This is a genomic window from Geothrix edaphica (assembly GCF_030268045.1).
Classification (GTDB): Bacteria; Acidobacteriota; Holophagae; order Holophagales; family Holophagaceae; genus Geothrix; species Geothrix edaphica.
On sequence record NZ_BSDC01000003.1, the window covers coordinates 520669 to 539560 of the forward strand.

The 18892-nt window shown below is 61.8% G+C and carries 18 protein-coding genes and 1 pseudogene; 12 read left to right on the forward strand and 7 right to left on the reverse strand.

Annotation, left to right across the window (positions count from 1 at the left end; genetic code table 11):
- Window positions 1–11: 11 nt before the first annotated feature.
- From QSJ30_RS13140 to serC, 6 genes are all read left to right on the forward strand, one after another.
- On the forward strand, window positions 12–1256 hold the full coding sequence (locus tag QSJ30_RS13140) for a hemolysin family protein (RefSeq protein WP_285609975.1): 1245 nt from the start codon (window positions 12–14) through the stop codon (window positions 1254–1256).
- 384 nt (window positions 1257–1640) lie between these two features.
- Window positions 1641–2915, forward strand: a complete 1275-nt coding sequence (locus tag QSJ30_RS13145; protein ID WP_285609976.1) for a glycoside hydrolase family 113 — start codon at window positions 1641–1643, stop codon at window positions 2913–2915.
- Between the two features lie 23 nt (window positions 2916–2938).
- Window positions 2939–3661 (forward strand): response regulator, encoded by a 723-nt coding sequence (locus tag QSJ30_RS13150; RefSeq protein WP_285609977.1) that lies wholly within the window; start codon window positions 2939–2941, stop codon window positions 3659–3661.
- A 169-nt stretch (window positions 3662–3830) separates the two neighbouring features.
- Window positions 3831–5072 (forward strand): DUF1015 domain-containing protein, encoded by a 1242-nt coding sequence (locus tag QSJ30_RS13155; protein ID WP_285609979.1) that lies wholly within the window; start codon window positions 3831–3833, stop codon window positions 5070–5072.
- 12 nt (window positions 5073–5084) lie between these two features.
- Window positions 5085–5957: an NAD(P)-dependent oxidoreductase gene (locus QSJ30_RS13160; protein ID WP_285609981.1), complete on the forward strand. Its 873-nt coding sequence runs from the start codon at window positions 5085–5087 to the stop codon at window positions 5955–5957.
- A 10-nt stretch (window positions 5958–5967) separates the two neighbouring features.
- Entirely contained in the window at window positions 5968–7068 is a 1101-nt protein-coding gene (gene serC, locus QSJ30_RS13165) for a 3-phosphoserine/phosphohydroxythreonine transaminase (RefSeq protein ID WP_285609983.1), read from the forward strand.
- A 54-nt stretch (window positions 7069–7122) separates the two neighbouring features.
- On the opposite strand, the gene QSJ30_RS13170 is transcribed toward serC, so the two are convergent.
- From QSJ30_RS13170 to QSJ30_RS13180, 3 genes are all read right to left on the reverse strand, one after another.
- Complete coding sequence (locus QSJ30_RS13170) at window positions 7123–7998, reverse strand: acyltransferase (protein ID WP_285609985.1); 876 nt, start codon at window positions 7996–7998, stop codon at window positions 7123–7125.
- Between the two features lie 117 nt (window positions 7999–8115).
- Window positions 8116–8487: a metallopeptidase family protein gene (locus QSJ30_RS13175; protein WP_285609987.1), complete on the reverse strand. Its 372-nt coding sequence runs from the start codon at window positions 8485–8487 to the stop codon at window positions 8116–8118.
- A 245-nt stretch (window positions 8488–8732) separates the two neighbouring features.
- Window positions 8733–8855, reverse strand: coding sequence for a hypothetical protein (locus tag QSJ30_RS13180; RefSeq protein ID WP_285609989.1), 123 nt, complete (start codon window positions 8853–8855; stop codon window positions 8733–8735).
- A gap of 92 nt (window positions 8856–8947) precedes the next feature.
- Here QSJ30_RS13180 and QSJ30_RS14515 point away from each other — a divergent pair, with 92 nt between their 5' ends.
- The 5 genes from QSJ30_RS14515 to QSJ30_RS13195 all read left to right on the forward strand — a co-directional run bounded on the left by QSJ30_RS14515 (window position 8948) and on the right by QSJ30_RS13195 (window position 12348).
- Window positions 8948–9187 (forward strand): multiubiquitin domain-containing protein, encoded by a 240-nt coding sequence (locus QSJ30_RS14515; protein WP_420798790.1) that lies wholly within the window; start codon window positions 8948–8950, stop codon window positions 9185–9187.
- Complete coding sequence (locus tag QSJ30_RS13185; RefSeq protein ID WP_285609991.1) at window positions 9147–10334, forward strand: ThiF family adenylyltransferase; 1188 nt, start codon at window positions 9147–9149, stop codon at window positions 10332–10334. The genes QSJ30_RS14515 and QSJ30_RS13185 overlap by 41 nt, the downstream gene beginning before the upstream one ends.
- Window positions 10331–10735 carry a ubiquitination-like system serine protease family protein gene (locus QSJ30_RS14520; protein ID WP_476620520.1) on the forward strand — a complete coding sequence of 135 codons (405 nt, stop codon included), beginning with the start codon at window positions 10331–10333 and terminating at the stop codon, window positions 10733–10735. Before QSJ30_RS13185 ends, QSJ30_RS14520 begins: the two co-directional genes overlap by 4 nt.
- 871 nt (window positions 10736–11606) lie before the next feature.
- Window positions 11607–11876, forward strand: coding sequence for a type II toxin-antitoxin system Phd/YefM family antitoxin (locus tag QSJ30_RS13190; RefSeq protein ID WP_285609993.1), 270 nt, complete (start codon window positions 11607–11609; stop codon window positions 11874–11876).
- Between the two features lie 4 nt (window positions 11877–11880).
- The gene (locus QSJ30_RS13195; RefSeq protein ID WP_285609995.1) at window positions 11881–12348 is read left to right on the forward strand and encodes a type II toxin-antitoxin system VapC family toxin; all 468 of its coding nucleotides are present in this window, start codon (window positions 11881–11883) and stop codon (window positions 12346–12348) included.
- 5 nt (window positions 12349–12353) lie between these two features.
- On the opposite strand, the pseudogene QSJ30_RS13200 reads toward QSJ30_RS13195, so the two are convergent.
- A pseudogene (locus QSJ30_RS13200) lies at window positions 12354–12494 on the reverse strand (IS1595 family transposase); the annotation flags it as partial.
- A 459-nt stretch (window positions 12495–12953) separates the two neighbouring features.
- On the reverse strand, window positions 12954–14141 hold the full coding sequence (locus QSJ30_RS13205; RefSeq protein WP_285609997.1) for a DUF6161 domain-containing protein: 1188 nt from the start codon (window positions 14139–14141) through the stop codon (window positions 12954–12956).
- A gap of 148 nt (window positions 14142–14289) precedes the next feature.
- Here QSJ30_RS13205 and QSJ30_RS13210 point away from each other — a divergent pair, with 148 nt between their 5' ends.
- Window positions 14290–15048: a DUF6988 family protein gene (locus QSJ30_RS13210; protein WP_285609999.1), complete on the forward strand. Its 759-nt coding sequence runs from the start codon at window positions 14290–14292 to the stop codon at window positions 15046–15048.
- Window positions 15049–15132: 84 nt separating this feature from the next.
- Here QSJ30_RS13210 and QSJ30_RS13215 read toward each other — a convergent pair whose 3' ends face one another.
- Window positions 15133–15933, reverse strand: a complete 801-nt coding sequence (locus tag QSJ30_RS13215; RefSeq protein WP_285610001.1) for a HEPN domain-containing protein — start codon at window positions 15931–15933, stop codon at window positions 15133–15135.
- 3 nt (window positions 15934–15936) lie between these two features.
- A complete protein-coding gene (locus tag QSJ30_RS13220) occupies window positions 15937–18792 on the reverse strand; it encodes a class I SAM-dependent DNA methyltransferase (protein ID WP_285610003.1) in 2856 nt (951 codons plus the stop codon).
- Window positions 18793–18892: the final 100 nt, after the last annotated feature.

An 18892-nucleotide genomic window follows, 5' to 3' on the forward strand; every position in this document is an offset into this window, starting at 1 on the left:
TCAATCCAATCATGGTTGATCCCGGCGGCAACGCCCCCCCATCCTGGCTCCTCCTCGCCGCCTTGGCCCTGCTCCTCTACCGGTGCGGAACCACGGCCCTGCTGTCGGCCTTCCACGCCCTGCCCTCGGTCCAGCGGCGGCGGCTGCTGGAGGAGGAGGCCATCACCGACCCACGCCTGGCCTCGCTGCTGGGCCGGCCCCGGACCCTCGGCATGGGCCTGGGCTTCTGGAACAAGGCCCTCCTGCTGATCCTGCTGGGCCTGCTCTGGCCCTTCCGCCTGGCCCTGCCCGGCGGCGCGTGGACGCTGGGCGCGCTCGTGTTGGCAGGGCTCTGGGCCCTGGATCTGGCCCTGCCCGCCCTCCTCACCTCCGGCGATCCGGCCCGCTGGGTGATCCGGCTGTTCCCCCTCTACGCGCCCATCCAGTCGCTCCTGGCGCCCCTGGTGGACCCCGTGGCCCGGCTCATCGACCGGCACACCCAGGAGCGCGCGAAGGAGACCGAGCCCGAGGACGCCACCGAGGAGGCCGTCACCGCCCTGCTCGAAGAAGGCGAGGCCGAGGGCATCCTGGAGGCCGGGGACCGCGAGCTCATCCGCAATGTCGTGACCTTCGGCGACACCCTCGTGCGCGAGGTGATGACGCCCCGCACCCGCATCGCCGCCCTGCCCCTGGAGGCCACCATCCCGGAGGCCTGGCAGACCTTCACCCGCACCCGCCACTCGCGGCTGCCCATCTATGAAGGCGGCATCGACCACATCCGCGGCGTGCTGCTGCTCAAGGACCTCATCCAGCTGCCGGACAGCGACCAGCCGCCCCTGGCGACGCTCATGAAGCCCCCCCGCTTCGTGCCCGAGAGCAAGCCCGTCATGGACCTGCTGCGTGAAATGCAGCGCACCCGCACCCAGCTGGCCCTCGTGGTGGATGAGTTCGGCGGCCTCTCGGGCCTGGCCACCATGGAGGACCTGCTGGAGGAGGTCTTCGGCGAGATCCAGGACGAGCACGAGGCCCCCGCCGGCCTGGTGGTGCAGGCCCCCGGCGTCTACCTGGTCTCGGGCCAGGCCCATGTGGAGGACGTGGCCCAGCGCCTGGGCCTCACCTGGGAGCGGGATGGCTTCGACACCCTGGCCGGCCTCGTCCTGGCCCGCCTCGGCCGCGTGCCCCACCCCCAGGAAGCCGTGGAAGTCGAAGGCGCCCGCCTCACCGTGCTGAAGATGGACGGAACGCGGATCGTGCAGGTTCGGGTCGAACGGACCTAGATTCCGGCAGGCTCGCAAACCTGCGGTTTGCGAGATGGGAAAAGCGTTTGGAACGGCGAAGCCGTTCCTATCTCCGATCGTGGAAGCCATAACAAAACCCCACGGCGCCGCGATGAAGCCAGTCGGGATGCACCGCAAGGAAGGGCCCGCAGGGCAACGTGGTTCGTTGTTCAAGGGACCTGACGCCGCGGGGGCGCCCGCCTGGCTTCATCCCTCCGGGCGAGGGGTGGCGGGCGTCGCGATGCAGCGTCGCGCTCGTCGCGCGTAGTACCCGCTACGCTTCGACTCGCGCTCCTCGCCTCGCTCGCCCGGCACCCCTCGCGCGGCGCCGTGGAGTTTTGTTGTGGCTTCCTCGCCGCTAGGCTGGAGATTGGAGCAACGCGCATGATCCGCCGCACCCTCATCCTGATGGCCGTCCTGGCCCTGCCCATCACCCTCTGGTTCGTCCACCGCTCGCAGCGGAAGGCGCTGGTGCCGCAGCCCCGGGGCATGGTGCTCGGCCTCTACGCAGGCATCCCGGACTACGACTACGCGGAGGAGCTGGACCGCATCGCAGGCACGGGCGCCACCTGCGTGAGCCTCCAGGCCATCTACCGCATGGACACGGGCCACAGCAACGAGATCCGCCGCCACCCGACCTCCAGCCCCAGCGAGGAGAGCCTGCGCCGCACCTTCCGCCAGGCGAAGGTCCGCGGCCTGCGCATGATGTTCTTCCCCACCATCAACCTGCGGGACGAGGCCGAGAACGCCGACTGGTGGCGGGGCAACATCGCGCCCTCGGACTGGGACCTCTGGTGGCGCAACTACACGGACTTCAACGTGCGCCTGGCGGCCCTGGCCCAGGAGGGCGGCGTCGAGTGGTACAGCCTCGGCACTGAGATGGCCTCCACGCACCCCTTCCCGGACCAGTGGCGGAAGCTGGCCGCGGAGGTGCGAAAGGTCTTCAAGGGCAAGCTGGTCTACAGCGTGAACTTCGACAGCCACGACAGCTTCACCTTCGGCGACTGCCTGGATGTCATCGGCATCAACACCTACGATCCCATCGCCAAGTACGACGACTACCCCACGCCCGACCAGATCCGCGACGCCTGGTGGTGGATCGTCTACAAGGCCCGCACGCTCTCGGCCCGCTTCGCCGATGCCAAGGGCCCCAAGCCCGTCATGATCACCGAGGTCGGCTACCCCAGTGTCGCCCATGCCCACGTGGGCCCCTGGGACTTCCGCACGGACAAGCCCGTGGACCTGGCCCTCCAGGACCTGCTGTTGAAGGGCGCCTTCGGGGTGCTGCGCCACTGGAGCGACGGCGACGCGGTGTTCTACTACCTCTACGGGGAGAACCTCAACCAGAAGCCCATCGGGGGGCCCCTCGACCGCACCTACGCGGTGTGGGGCAAGCCCGTCGAGGCCACCCTGCGGCAGTACTTCCGCGAGCCCATCTGGGAGGGCCACATCCCCCCCCGGGCCGAGAACCTCCACGAGGCCGTGGTGCAGTCCCTCGTGAGCTGGCATCGCAAGGTGCGGGACTACGAGGACGCGGAGCTGCCGCCCTGGGTGCTGGACTGGGAGGTCGGGCACCCCGGAGACGCCGCCGAAGCCCGGGCCATCCTGGCGAAGGAGCCCGCCCCGGCGCGCAAAATTCCCAAGGGTGAGGCCCGCTGACGACGGTATGCTCGACTGTTCCCATGAAGCCTGCCCCGCGCCCCCACCCTGATCCCGAGGCCCCTGCCCGAACCCTGCTCGTGGCGGAGGACGACCGGGCGACCCTCAGCCTCTACCGGGCCGGGCTGAAGGGCCTCCAGGGCTTCCGCATCCTCTCGGCCCAGAACGGCCGCGAGGCGCTGGATGTGCTCCGGCAGGAGCCCGTGCACGTGCTGGTCACGGACCTCGACATGCCCGTCATGGACGGCTTCAACCTGATCACCAAGGTGAGCCGGCTCTACCCCCAGATCCCCATCATCGTCATGACCGGCCTGGACGAGAGCCAGCACCTGAACACGCCCCTGGATCTGGGGGCGGTCCGCATCCTCAGCAAGCCGATCCGCCTGGGTTTCCTCATGGAGGCCATCCGCGCGGCGGTCCAGGCCGAGACCGTCGGCGTGATCCGCGGCCTCAGCCTCGGCAGCATCCTCCAGCTCCTGGCCTGGGAAAAGAAGTCCTGCACCCTGACCGTGACCTCCGGGACCGCCCTGGGCCACCTCTACCTGGGCCGGGGCGAGGTGGTCCATGCCTCCTACCTGGACAAGGAGGGCTTCCCGGCCGTCTACGAGATCCTCACCTGGGACCACCCGGACGTCGAGTTCGTGGAGACCTGCCGGGTGGAGCGGACCATCGACACCCCCCTCACCGAGCTCCTGATGAACGTGGCCCTGATCACCGATTCGCTGGGGCCCACCCCCGCGGGGTAGCCCCCCGACCCGTCTGCGGGCCGGGCCGGAGTTTGACAGATCGCGCCATCCGGCCCCCAAGTATGGGACTTTCGTCAAAACCGGCCGACAGAGGGCACCAAAGGGCACCCGCCGGGGAATAATGGCGCGTGTGCGGCCCCGAGGGGCCCCCCTTCCCAGGCAGGTGTCCATGTCCCAGCTGAAGCCCTTCCGCGCCTACCGCCCCCGGCCCGAGCTCGCGGCCCAGGTGGCCGCCGTGCCCTATGACGTGGTGAATACCCAGGAGGCCGCCGAGCTGGCCAAGGGGAACCCCCACTCCTTCCTCCACGTCGGGCGCCCCGAGATCGACCTGCCGGCGGGCATCGACGTCCACGCCGACGCCGTCTACGCCAAGGGCGTGGCGAACCTCATGGCCATGATCGAGAGCGGCACCCTCATGCACGAGGGCCTGCCCAGCCTCTACGTCTACCAGCAGCGCATGGGCGACCATGTCCAGGCGGGCCTGGTGGGCCTCTGCTCCGTGCAGGAGTACGAGAACGGCAGCATCAAGCGCCACGAGTTCACCCGCAAGGACAAGGAGGACGACCGCACCCGGCACGTCACCGAGCAGAACGCCAACGCCGAGCCCGTCTTCCTCACGTACAAGGCCGTCCCCTACATCGATCACATCGTCAATGACATCCGGAAGCTGCCGCCGATCTACGACGTGGTCACGCCGGACGGCATCGGCCACACCGTGTGGGTCGTCACCGGCGAGCCCGTGATCTGCGAGCTGGTGAACCTGTTCAACGGCGTGCCCGCCCTCTACATCGCGGACGGCCACCACCGCACCGCCGCCGCCATCCGCTACGGCCAGGCCCGCCGCGCCGCCGCCGGGGCCGCCGCCACGGGCGACGAGCCCTACGAGAGCTTCATGGCCGTGGTCTTCCCCCACGACCAGCTGAAGATCATGGACTACAACCGCGTGGTGAAGGACCTCAACGGCCTCAGCCAGGAGGCCTTCCTCGCCAAGGTGCGCGAGACGTTCGACGTGGCCCCCTCGGCCCACCGCGCCGCCCAGGCCCCCACCACCTTCGGCATGTATCTCGGCGGCGCCTGGTACGAGCTGAAGGCGAAGCCCGGCACGTACCCCGCCAGTGATCCCGTGCGCGGCCTCGACGTGAGCATCCTCCAGGAGAACCTGCTCGGCCCGATCCTCGGCATCGACGACCCCCGCACCAACACCCGCATCGACTTCGTGGGCGGCATCCGCGGCATGGACGAGCTGGAGCGCCGTGTGAAGGAAGGCTGCGCTGTCGCCTTCTCCGTGTATCCCACCTCCCTCACCCAGCTCATGTCCGTGGCCGACGCCGGCGAAGTGATGCCGCCCAAGTCCACCTGGTTCGAACCCAAGCTGCGCTCCGGACTGCTGGTCCGGATGTACGAAGGCTGAACGGAGATCCGCATGCACACCCTCATCGCCGACGCCTTTGACGCCAAGCTGCCGGAGCGCCTCGCCGCCTTCGGCACCGTCAGCTCCGACATGGCCACCCTCGGGCAGGCCAACGTCCTCCTCGTCCGCTCCAAGACCAAGGTGGACGCGAACCTCCTGGCCCAGGCCCCCGCGCTCAAGCTCGTCATCCGCGGCGGCGTGGGCATGGACAACGTGGACAAGAAGCTCTGCGCTGAGAAGGGCGTCAAGGCCATGAACACGCCCAGGGCCAGCAGCGTGGCCGTGGCGGAGATGGCCATGGCCTTCATGGTCGCCATCCCCGCCCGCCTCATCGAGGCCCACACCTCCATGAAGGAGGGCAAGTTCCTCAAGAGCGAGCTGAAGCGGACCGAGCTCTTCAAGAAGACCCTGGGCCTCATCGGCGCCGGCAACATCGCCACGGAAGTGGCCAAGCGCGCCCAGGCCTTCGGCATGGAGGTGATCGCCTTCGATCCCTTCCTCAAGGAGCACCCCATCGCGACGATGGTGAGCCTCGACGAGTTGGCCGCCAAGGCCGATGTCATCAGCATCCACACGCCCCTGACCGACGAGACCCGCGGCATGATCGACGCCGCCTTCCTCGCCAAGGTGAAGGACGGGCTCATCCTGATCAACACCGGCCGGGGCAAGTGCGTGGTGGACGCGGACCTCGCCGCCGCCCTGCACAGCGGCAAGGTGCGGGCCTACGGCACCGACGTGTGGCCCAGCGATCCGCCCCCCGCGGACTGCCCCCTGCTCACCGCCCCCAACGTCTTCATGGCGCCCCACCTCGGCGCCAGCTCCAAAGAGAACCTCGGCCGCATCGGCGACGAGGTGGTGGCCATCCTGTCCGATTTCAAGGCCTGAGGAGGTTTCCATGACCCATCGCGTGATCAACTTCTACGCCGGCCCCGCGGGGCTGCCCCTGCCCGCGCTGGAGCGCGCCCAGGAGGAGCTGCTCGACTTCGCCGGCACCGGCATGTCCGTCATGGAGGTCAGCCACCGCTCGAAGGAGTACGACGCGGTGCACGAGGAGGCCATCGCCCTCACCAAGGAGCTGATGGGCCTGCCCTCCAACTACAAGGTGCTGCTGCTCCAGGGCGGCGCGCACCTCAGCTTCGGCATGATCCCCCTGAACCTGCTCCGCAACGACCGGAAGGCCGACTACATCGTCACGGGCAACTGGGCCGAGAAGGCCACCAAGGAGGCCAAGCTCGTGGCCGGCGACCGCGTGCGCGTGGCCGCCAGCACCAAGGAGCAGAAGTTCAGCCGCCTGCCCTTCGAGAGCGAGATCAAGGTCGGCCCCGACAGCGCCTTCGTCCACTTCACGTCGAACAACACCGTGGAGGGCACGCAGTGGCACGCGTTCCCCAAGGTGGGCAACGTGCCCTACATCTGCGACATGAGCTCGGACTTCATGTGGCGCCCGTTCGATGTGAGCCCCTTCGGCCTCATCTACGGCGGCGCCCAGAAGAACCTCGGCCCCAGCGGCGTGACGCTCACCATCATCCGCGAGGACTTCCTGGAAATGTGCGAGGCCCAGGACCTGCCCAGCTACCTGCGCTACAAGATCCACGCCGAGAAGAACAGCCTCTACAACACCCCGCCCACCTTCGGCATCTACATCCTGCGCAACGTGCTGGCCTACAACAAGAGCATCGGCGGCCTGCAGGCCATCGAAGCCAGCAACAAGAAGAAGGCCGAGCTGCTCTACGGTTGCGTCGACAAGCACAGTGGCTTCTACAAGGGCTTCGTCACCGAGAAGGCCCACCGCAGCGTCATGAACGTGGACTTCTTCCTGCCCACCCCCGAGCTGGACGACCAGTTCGTGAAGGAGGCCAAGAAGGCCGGCATGGTGGGCCTCAAGGGCTACCGCGACATCGGCGGCATCCGCGTCAGCACCTACAACGCCGTCACCGTCGAGAACGTGAAGACCCTCGTGGACTTCATGGAGCAGTTCGTGAAGGTCAACGGCTGATCCTGGGGCGCAGCCCCTCACGCAGGAAGGGCGCCACCCGGCGCCCTTCCTGCATCAGCCGAGACCCAAAATGATCTCCTCGATCTTGTGATCCTTCTCAGTCCAGATCTCATGCAGCCAGCCCTGCATGCGGGCGCGGAAGGCGGGGTCGCCCTCGTAGTCGCCGCCCAGCAGGTCCTTCGGGATCTCCAGCTCCCGCACCCGCACCACCACCTGCTTCACCTTGCCGGAGAGCAGGTCCCAGAAGCTGGGCACACCCTCGGGGTAGACGATGGTGACGTCCAGCAGCGCGTCGAAGCGCTCGCCCATGGCGCTGAGGGCCGTCGCCAGGCCGCCCACCTTGGGCTTCAGCAGGTGCCGGTAGGGCGACTGCTGGGCGGCCTTCTTGGCGGGGCTGAAGCGCGTGCCCTCCAGGAAGTTCATCACGGAGGTGGGGATCTGGCGGAACTTCTCGCAGGCCTTGCGGGCCGTCGCCAGGTCCTTCGATCGGCTGCCGCTGCGGCGGCGCATGAACGGGAAGTCCAGGGCCCACCAGGCCAGCCCCATGACCGGCACGTAGAGCAGCTGCCGCTTGAGGAAGAACTTCAGGAAGGGCACCTTGCGGTGGAAGACGTTCTGCAGCACCAGGATGTCCACCCAGCTCTGGTGGTTGCTGCTCACCAGGTACCAGCCCCGGCGGCGCAGCCCTTCCAGGCCCCGCACATCCCAGCGGATGCGCTGCACCATCGCCATCCACCAGCCGTTCACGGCGATCCAGCCCTCCGCCAGGGCATTCAGCGCGCGGTCCACCCCGCGGCGGGCCGCGCCGAAAGGCAGGGCCAGCTTCACCAGGGCCAGGGGGATCATCCCCGAGAAGATGGCCAGGGCGTTGGCCGCCAGCACCGAGCCGGCCACGCTGCCCTTGAAGGTGGACCAAAGGCGTTTCAGCATCAGGACTCCGACCTGCCGGGCGCCGCGCGCCCAATGCTTCAGAATATCGGAGTGTCAGATGATCGGATGGAAGGAAAAAACGACCCATTCCCATCGCCTTCTTCTACCCTCCGCGGCCTAGCCCCAGCCCAGCTCCTCGAGACGCGCCTCGCTGATGCCGAAGTGGTGGGCGATTTCGTGGATGACCGTGGTGGCGATCTCCTCCCGCAGGTCATCCTCGTCCGCGCAGTCCTCCAGGAGGGGCCCGCGGTAGAGGGTGATGCGGGGCGGCAGGTCGCCGCTCTCCGCCCGCCCCTCCGTCAGCGCCCGCCCCGAATACAGCCCGTAGAGGGTCTCGTCCTCGGGCACGCCCAGATCGTCCAGCAGCGCATCCGGCGCCCAGCCCTCGATGACAATCGCCACACCCTCGAGGTGCGGCCGGAACTCCTCCGGCACGAGGGCCATGGCCTCGTCCACCAGCTGCCGGAACCTCAGGTGGGAGATGTGCATGGCCCGATCGTACCGCCGCGGGGCTCAAAATGAATCAGCCGCCGAGTGTCGGTGATGCGCGGGAGCCTCGTCACAGCCCATCCAGCGGGCTCGCCACGCCCCGGCCGCCGCGGTTCAGCACATGGGTGTAGATCATCACAATTATACGCATTTTGCGCTGTAAATATTGTGTGTGAGTGGCGCCATTGCTGGGTTCTTATGTTTTTTGGGTAGTCCGATGTAAATATAGGTGGCCTGGACGTGGTTCAAATGGGTTCAATCTTTACTCCAACATGAGCCCCCTGAGCAATCGCGGCAACAGTGTTTTTCGACAGGCCGATTGTCTTGGCGATCTCCCGGTAGTTCTGTCCCTCGTCAAGCAACCGCATCACCATTCCGGCGCTATTCCTAGACCAGGATTCTCTCTTGACCTGTTTGGAAACTTATTCCAACCTACGGCGTAGATCAGCTGGAGAAATTTATGCCAGAAATCAAGAATGTCACCATCTCCGTGAACACGATCGACCGCGTGGTACCTCACCAGAAGATTTCGTACGCGACGTTGATTGGGATGGCATTTCCTAATGCCACGGGTGCGAACTACATCGTTAAATACTACAAAGGTAATTCTGATAACTTGACTGGTACTCTGCCTCCCGGCGGAGAGGTAATGGTGAAAGATGGCATGGACTTCCGAATTACAGGCACTGGCGAGTCGTAATCCATTCATCGACAAAATCATCAACCAAGGCTACGACGTAGGATTCGTTAACGCGCATCTCGTCATTTTCGGCGTGCCCTACCTGAACGCCTCGGGTGAGTTGAAGTATCTCGACATGATCTGTCCATTGGATCTGCGCGAGGGATACTCGATCGACCGCCCATCGGATCATAAGGTCTATTTCGCGGGCGAGATACCGTGCAACATTGATGGGCAAAAAATCTGCACGGGTACTGCCGAAGAGGCACGAACCGTGTCGGATCAAATCGTGGGCAATAGAATGCTTTCCAGCAAGCCCGAAGGGATGAGGCAGTACGACTCCATAGAAGAAAAGATCAACCAGTACCTTGCCCTGATCTCTTCGCCTGCGATCCATAAGTACCCTGGCGTTACGCCTCGACGGGCCCTGAAGAAGCACCTAGAGTCCGCAATGAGTCCGTTGAAATTCCCTGACGCGCTGTCTGCCCGTGAAGGCGTAGTGGAACTGTCGCACAAGTTGCGACAGCACAAGGTGGCCATCATCGGGTGCGGTGGCACGGGCGCGTACGTACTGGACTACCTCGCAAAGACCCATCTTGAGGAGATCCACCTCTTCGACGACGACATCGTCCATGTGCATACGCTCTTCCGACTCCCCGGAGTATATGGTGAGCAACATCTCGGTCTACCCAAGGTCGAAGTATTGGCCGACAGCTATGTCAACTTTCATGGCGGAATCAAACCTCATGTTGAACGCGTTGATCAAAACAATATGGGGTGCTTGGCCCGTTTCGACTTCGTCTTCGTCTGTGTTGATGATGCCCCTTCGCGACAAATGATTGCTCAAGCCTGTCACGGTGCCTCGGTGCCGTTTGTGGACGTGGGCATGGGGTTGAATAAGGGTGCAAACGGTCTGTATGGATTCGTTCGTACCGCCGGCGGCGATCACGGGGATTTTGACAAACTTAATGGAACGCAGTACCTGCCCGCACAAAACGCCCAGGATCGGGATTACAGGAATCAGCCTCAGATTGCGGAACTCAATGCCCTCAATGCTGCGATAGCGGTGATTCGATTCAAGCAACATATGGGATTCTTCGACCGCCTGGCCAGTTCGCACGCCGTCGTATTCGACGTTGCCGAAATCACAATGGATGTGGCAACGTGAGCCCCCGTGTATATCGCATCATAGAGTGCGAAAGGCTTCCGCCCCAGGTAGGGCCATATGAGTTCCATTACAGCCGCCGTTTTGAGATGGCCGCTTTGGCCTGCGCATGTGGGTGCGGACACCGGGTCATGCTGAATCTGCTAGATCAACACCACCTATCTATAGAGGGGGGATCTCCCACCGTAACCCCTTCTATCCTGGTTTCAGATGCTCCTTGCTTGTCTCATTTCTTTATCCGAAGAGGTCAGGTGGAATGGGCCCAGCAGTGGTCCAAGAAGACAGTCGATAGGGTCATGAAATCCCAGGTGCGTCGCCACGTCGAACAGAGCAAGAAACGAGAACCGATACCTTCCTTCCTTCGCCGCTGCGTCGGTTGGTTCACGTCGTGGTTTGAGCGCTAATCTATTCGGCTCTGAATAACACCTTTAAGGCTTTTAGGTGGCCGTGAGGTTCCGCTGACTGGGGGCTCTGATTTCGAGCAATTCGATGAGGGTCTGGAAAACCTTCCTTGAATGAAGAACTCATGGAGCTTCTTGCCAGCGAGTTATACCCTATGAGTCGTTTTTGTGTGTGTGAGTGTGTATTAATGCACTATCAAGATGGCTTAAGTTCCTATTAGAAACATGAATTTTTTATGAAGAGAGGTATGGGCTGATCCCTCAAGTAGGTCATCGGCCAAGTTCTTCTACCCGCCAGATTTAGGACCGGGAGCTTATTAAAATCGGCCAAAGAAGGCCTGAATTTACAGAATGGGACGAGGCTTTAGACTTATGATACCGGCTAAAAATGGCCCGAAATACGAGGACCTGATTATCGGCGACCCTCAGCCTAAACAGACCTTGTATTGGTCAGGCAATAGACAAACAGAGGCTAACTATTTGAGCTAAATTCGGCTAAAAGTGGTTGCATGGTGACCACAGTTGGTTTACCCTACATCTCAGGAGGGAGGACACTATGAAGGCCGGACTCACGATTGACGATCTGATCGCGGCCTATGGGCCGACCATCCGATCTATGCCCTCGGGCAAGCCCAGGGACCCGATGGAGCGGGAGCTTCTCCGCCAGTTGGGCGACCCTACGATTGGCCGGGAGAAGGACGAATTGACGCGCCACGCTGGAGAGCGCCCTACGAATGAGAACGCAAGGGGTCGGCGATGACCCCGCAATTCGGCGGTCCCCCGGACGACGATGATCCGAAAGGGCGAGCTTGATCACCCTTCCAAGGAGGGGCTCGAACGGGCCCTTGAGATCGGACTGGATTGAGGAGATGGCATGACCAAAGCAGCTCGCGTGCCCACGGAAGAAACCGTCAACCTGCGGGAGGCCAAGGCCAATCTGAGCAGCCTGACCAAGCAGGCCAAGGGCGGAACTCGCGTGGTCATCACCAACCATGGGACACCCATTGCGGACCTGGTGCCACATGGAACCGGGGCCAATCCCATTCGCTTCCTGAAGCGCCCCGGGCCGCTCCCGAAGCCCATCAAGCTGAACGGCGAGGGTCCCTCGGCCACCGATCTCGTCCTGATGGATCGGGAGGGTTGAGGTGGTGGTCCCTCAACCCAAGTTCGCGCTCTACCTGGACACATCCGCCCTCGTGAAGCTGTTCATAGAGGAGGACGAGAGCCCTCAGGTGCGGGCCCTGGCAGAAGGCCGGAAGGGTGCGGAAGTGCTCCTGGTGAGCCGTCTCGGCTACACCGAGGCTTCCGTCACCCTGGCCCGAATGGTTCACCTGGGCCGGATCACAGCCTCAGAGCTTCCCCATCACCTGGGGGCGCTGGAGGACTACTGGGATCAATCCATCCAGGAAGTCCCCCTCACCGACGAGATCCTGGAAGACGCTCGCCAGTTGGCCCAGCGATTCCCGCTGCGGACCTATGATGCGATCCACCTAGCCTCAGCACGGGAAGCCAGGAAACTGCTTCGAGGAATTTTTGAGGGCGAAGTGCGTTTCCTTGCATTTGATGGCGCACTCCTGAAGGCCGCAGAATTGATCGGATTCACTATCCCAAGTTGAACGGTTTACCTGTTGGCCAGTAACAGCAGTAGTTGGGGCATGGCCGGTGTCCGGACTGCCACCGTCAGCAACCGAGACAGCATGGACTTCAGGTCGAAACGCCAGTTGAATCGGTATTGGAACTCGGCCAGATAGCGGTCCAGATGACCTAGAGCGAGGGAAGGGCTCCACGGTGGACTCGCTTCTGAAGGTGCTCAAGGCCCTCGATTCGCTCGAAGGGCTCGACTACTTGGCTCCAAAGGCCTCAGTCGATCCTATGGCTCTCCTGAGGCGGCGGGCGCCCCTTGTTCGTGTTCGCAAGACTCGCAAGCAGAAAGGCGAATTGTGAATCCGAACGCTGTCGAAGTCTGTATTCGGGGACAGCAGGATGGTGCCGTGGCGTTCGACCTAAGACCAACAACTATGCTTCAGCTATTCCCCCACATGGATGCGGACGGCCATTGAGCTGTCCCCTCTTCGCATGCCGCTTGCCGACCGCCGTCGCCCCTTTGTCTTACCGAAGCTGCCGAGGCTGACTTACTGTGGGCTCTCTGGAAAGCTGGCGGACGCGCTAGACCAGAATTTCTATAACGACTAGGATCGGCATCTAGGGTATGGATACGGCGTTATTTTTCTTTTCCCTGTACCGCCCTCGTGATGATTTCAATCGGAGTCGCTGGCCCGCCGTCATCCACGATTCCTGTGGCCGACGGCCTGAAAAGGACCGAGAGAATCAACTCCCGGTCATCGTCCTGCATGGCCTTGCCTCTCTTGAGCAATGCCAGATAGGCGTTGGACATTACGGCTCGCTCATCAGCATCCGTGTGAAGGTGGAGCTGGCTAAGCATCACCTTCATCAGAATCCGGATGATCCAGATCGCCATGGTTAGGCTGATCAGGATGAGCCCAAGTTTCCACGGCTCCGGCCATTTCCCAGGCTGAATGGTCGGGAGAAGAACCTTCACTTCCTGGATCAGTCCCAAAGTTCCGACAACCATCGCAACGAGCACAACCCCGACCATGCACCAGAGGGCGGTGAAGTGTTTTGAGGCTTTCTGCTTCCAGTAGAGAACTGGTGCCTGAAGAGCAAGCTGCGCTTCATAGGTCTTAGAGATCAAATCTAGTTGGGCCTGCCCTACACCAATGGCGTCATTGAACTGCTGGCGCGAATCGTCGAGGGCCGCCTGAGCACTGTTCTTGAACAGCGCGATTTCCTCCTCGCCCATCTCGTGCTGCCTCTGGATCAGGGCACTCTGCTCTTCGGCCTTTGATGCGTTTTGTGAGTAATGATTTGAGGCCTGGATGAATAGCTCATCCAGAGCTGCCTTCTCAGAGCTGGCGGTCCCCTTCAGTCCGTTTCGCCAGAGCATCGCTCGAAAGATCCCGTCAAGCGATTGGGAGGACTGAGTGGACATATTTAAAGACACGGGGGGGGCCGTCAGAGCTGCGGTAGCCCAGGCCGCGCTTACGGGAGATGTCTTCGAGAGTTCCAGAACGAACTTCCCAATGGGCATTTTGGAGGAGAAGGCGCGGCCACCGGAAACCCAATTTTCAAGGGCATTCTTTATTTCAGACCGATATAGATTAGGGTTGCCATGGTAATTGTTGATGAGGTTTTGAAGTTGTTGGCGCAATCCATATTGTCCCTGACTCAGGGCATTTGTGAGGTTCCCATCAGTATTCATTACGCTTATTAACCAATTCCAAGCCGCTGATTCTTCAGCATTCCAAGCCTGGAATTCCTCGAATGTCTTGAAGCGGAGTCGTCCGAATTGTGTTCCCAGGTCAAGGTCTAGAAATAGTTCATCTGCCATAGGGTCCTCGGATTGGGTTCACGAATGAGAGGCATGAGGAAAGTTTGGCTGCTATCTATCATAGTGATAGTGTTTCCCTATCATACCGCTATTGTTCGTTCTTCTACAGGTGAATTCTACACATTGCTCGAACTGAGGATAATTTGTTATGACACAGGACTACCGCCCCCATATTCCCACCGTTGAATGGGCAATACGACTTCTCGTTCAGGCTGAAGCCAAAGAATTAGACCCGAATTCCGCTGCTGCACTCAGGAAGTGTTCTGCATTGATTCGATCGACGTTTGGGGTGGAAGTGGCTGCCACTCCCACAGGAAAGGAATTGCAGCGCTTTCGTATATTCATGAACGAACTTGCACCCATCCTCGATGGGTTGAAATTCTCTTCGAGTATCCGCCTGCGAGTAGGGCTAGGGCTTCTCCACCAGTCTCTGGAGCATATGGACTCGATCTGCGAACTAATCTCCATGGGGCTCGTCGGGTCAGCCTTCGCGTTGTTGAGGCCTCAATACGAGGCTTGCCTCAGAGGCGCCTGGATTCTCGCCTCCGCTACCGACGGAGAGATTGATGCTTTCATGAGGGGAGGAGAACCTCCGAAAGCGGGTGTCATGGTGGGGGCTGTCGGAGCCATCCTTGGGGCAGAGAATAACCTGTTTAGGGTGTTTCATTCCGATGTCTATCCGCATCTACATGATTTCACCCACGGTGGCGCCATGCAGGTGAATTCAAGAAACTCTCCGACTGAGATCACCAGCGATTACGCGCCTGATGGAATGATCTGGCTGATGCGGAATTCCGCAGTAATTGCAGGTCTGGCCGCCGCCATGATGTGTGATCAAACGCAGCCAGAAGTCGGTGAAAAGGTGAGGGAAGTCTTTGGGCGCCTTTATTCCGATCTCCAGCACTGACTCGACTCAGGCGGGTCTACACGAACCCACACCTAAGATTTTAAGGAACAGATTGATAGCACACTCCTGGACGACAGTAGGCACTTAGGTCCAGTGAGCAGCAACATGCTGGCAGATCAGGATGCTGGCCTGATTCGCCAATACAGCATCAATAAGAGTGGTCTTCACCCGGTCGGGATATCGGACGTTGGGACTGCAATCAACAACACGAAGTAGGCGCTCCTCACAGCAAGGTAGACCAACCTTCGATGCCAGTAGGTTCAGATGAAACAAATTGTGAGGAGGTCCGCCCTTTGGTTTGGATCTGGGATTCCCTCCCTTTCTGCTTATGTAGGCACTCAAGGTCTTCTCGGCAGCTTGCTGAGAAGACCATTTAGAAAGCCCCGGTGCGGATGGCCTCTGAAGGGCATACCTCGGAGCGGCATCTAGGTCGGCAGTGAGAGGTGGTGGCAGGTTGGATCGGATCTCATTGAAAGCCTGGAACCCACGGATGATGGCGGCCAGGAGGTCCTCCATAACATCTGAAGGAAGTGATTCCAGGAGGCGATCCGTCACATTCTCGATCCACCTGAGCGGCTCGACCTTCACCGTTCCAAAAATGAGCGGATAGGTGACTACGAATGGGTCCTCGTTGATGTGAACCAGCATCTTGCCGACGTTCATGTCGATGAGAAGGCGGTCACCATAACGCGACTCGAACCACCCGTGGATTCGGGCGAATATGTCGCTGCTCATCGTGAAACTGACGTGGCATTCCTGAGAGACCATGCCGCAGGCTTGGAGAGGCCGAGCCGGGATATCTACCCCGTGATCCCTAAGCCGGGCATCCACGGATGCCATGTAGGTATCGAAGGCAGCCAGTGATTCAAGGTCCCGCCAGCGCATTGTCTAGACCTCAGTCACCTTGGATCGTTCCAGGTTCAAGGCCAGCAGGCGCCCTAGGAGGGCCTGCCCGGGCTCGGTGCGACCAAGTGCCAAGCCGAGGGCATCCCCCTGAGAGTTGGCGTCCCTGAGGGCATCCTCGGCGGCGAAGAGTGGCTCGGCCAGGTCCGACCAGCCGTAGGCCGCCAGCACAGCCCGATCCAGGTCTCGATGGAGGTTGTTGAGCCAGGTGGCCCGGCCCGCCTCTCGCTCGTTGTAGAGGGCCGTAAGGGTGCGCGTCTTCAAGGTGGCCTCGTCAGCCCCGTCGGGGTTCAGCCAGCGATCCCGGGCTTCATGCAGCTTCTTGGCGGCCTCGGCCACTGCGTCGGGGGGTGCCTCACGGAAGCCCTGGGGAAACGGGAAGGTCTCGAAGGTGGTGTTGGGGGTGTAGCGGGGGCGATCCTCCAGGGCCGAGCCCATCACCAGCGCCCATAGCTCATGAATGCGGCTGTGCAGTAGGCCGAAATCTTCATCACGATCGGTTGCGAAAATAATGAAGGAGTGGCTTGCAATGACATTCTCGGGCATCCAAACAAAGAGGCGATGTTTCGCGTGGATGACCGTTGCGAGAAATCGGGGGAGTCCAAACAGAGCACGGCGAAAACCTGAGCCCGGTTCCCTGTGTACAAACCAGGGGCGTCTGTTCCCAGTGCGAGTGGCCTCCCTCATGGGTTTTACGACGTCCTGTGCGTAATGGAACGGGGCCTCATAAAAGGAGGCCTCTTTTTCCGTCAGGTGGAGCATTCCCGGTACCGGGGACGCTTTCGACCCAAGGGGAAGTCCAAAATCAATAATCCACTTCCCGCTAGGCCGCCCGGTAATGTCCTCGCCGTTTCGCCAGGGTTTCAACACATCAGCGTTTGGCCTCCCATTTGGGTTCACGGGCAGAGCGAGCCACTTCATCGCAAGCTGTCCCGGGATCTCGAAGGGTCCCGCCTTGATATTTCCCATGAAGCTGATCCCCCTATTTTCGGGGAGCCGTTGAGCACTATCCATCGAGGCTGTGTATGCCAATTCAGAGTTAATCGCCCCGACTTCGCGCCCATCCAGAATGCATGATTCACCTTCTTCCATCGTCCCAAACCCAACCATGCTCACCCGAACGGCTGCCCCCTCGAGGGTCCACTCGCGGTCACTCTCGGCGAAGAAGATCTGCGATTCGCTGCAAATTCGATCTAATACCACACGATTCTTCCCCTGCCGGATGCTATTGGTGGCAAGTAACCCACTTCGTTTTGCTCGACCCGTCGTCACTGCCTCTCGGGCCTTTTCAAACCAATAACAGACATAATCTGCCTCTCGAGGCACGCGATGATCCCACGCTATAAAGAGGGCCTCCACATTGGCATCACCCAAAGCCGAACGAAGACGCTTACTTCCGATGAACGGTGGGTTCCCGATGATCGCGTCCACGGTGGGCCAGTCGAGCGCCAGGCTATCGCCTTGCACGATGGGCTGAAGTTTTTTCAAGATCGGGCGTTCCTGGATACGGTAGCCGTGGAGGCGCAGCCACTGGAGATGACCGATCCAGACCACCACACTGGCGAGGGCGTGGGGGAAGGCCAGGATCTCGATGCCATGAAGCTGCTGGGGACCCACATGGAAGCTGAGAGCCTGGGTGTGGAACCGCTCGGCCTGGAAGCGGACGACCTCCAGTTCCAGGTCCAGTAAGCGCTGCATGGCGACAACGAGGAAGTTGCCGCTGCCGCAGGCCGGGTCGAGGATCTGGATGGTGCCCAGGGACTCGCGGAACGCTTCCACTCGGCGTTGTAGGACCGCCAATGCGGCCTTGGAGGGCTTCGCGACCAGCTTGACCTCCACCTCAGCTTTCAGGGCCGCCCAGCGCCCCCGCCATGGCCGCAACAGCACCGGCTCGATGAGGTGGAGGATGTCCTCGCGGCTTGTGTAGTGGACGCCGCGCTTGGACCGGCTGTCGGCCCCCAGGCCGTACTCGTAGAGGTTCCCGAAGATGGCCGGGTCCACGCTGGACCAGTCGAGCCCAGCGGCGGCTTTCAGGGTGTCCAGATCGGCAGGTTCCAAATCCAGGGCCGAAGGATCCTCGAAGAGCCCGCCATTGAAGTGGGCAATCTCATTGGTAAAAGCCAGACCCTCATCCCCATCCCGCATGGCCGTGAACAGCTTTTCGAGCATTGGCCGGGTGAGTGTAGGTTTGAGCCGGGCCTTGGTGAGGATGCCCTCCACCAGCTTCTCGGGAAGCAAGTCGGCATCCTCGGCAAAGAGGGCGAAGACCAGCTTCATGAGGAAACGGGCCGCCTCCATGGGCTCGATGCCCCGGGCTTCCAGGGACTGGGCCAGCGCGGCGACCTTGCGGGCCGCCTCCTCGGAGACAAAGGCGATGGTCGCGCCCGGTCGCAGCTTCTCGGGGGCGTTGAACAGGGCCCGCAACAATTCCAGAGAGCCGGGGTCTGCCAGGTTGGCGACATTCAGCTCGTAGGTGCGCTTGGCCGTGTTGGTGAAGTTTGTGTGGATCACCAGGCGGTCGGTGTCGCACACGGCCAGGAGGGGCGGGTTCTCCAGATCCTCGCGGTACCGGAGCAGCTGTTCATAAGCAGCGCCAAGGTCCTTTCGCTTGCCCTTGTACTCAACGGCGAAGAAGCCCTTCTTCCAGACATCGGCGTAGCCGTCCGACCCATCCACCTTCTCGGCGAACCGTTCGAAGCAGAACGACTCACCCGTGGGGTCGGCCTCTGCGGGGGTGGGATGCCCCACCAGGCGGCAGAGGTCGAGGAAGTGCTCCTGGCAGGCAGAGCGCTCCTTCAGCTCAGACTTCGACCACTTGGCGACAAAGGATTCGGGGGTCATGCATCCAGCGTAGCCGCGGCTGGCCTGAGTCGGGGATCCCAGTGAGGGCATGGGTGAACGAGATGACCTTCTCCCTGAAAATGGGTCCGAACATTCAGTG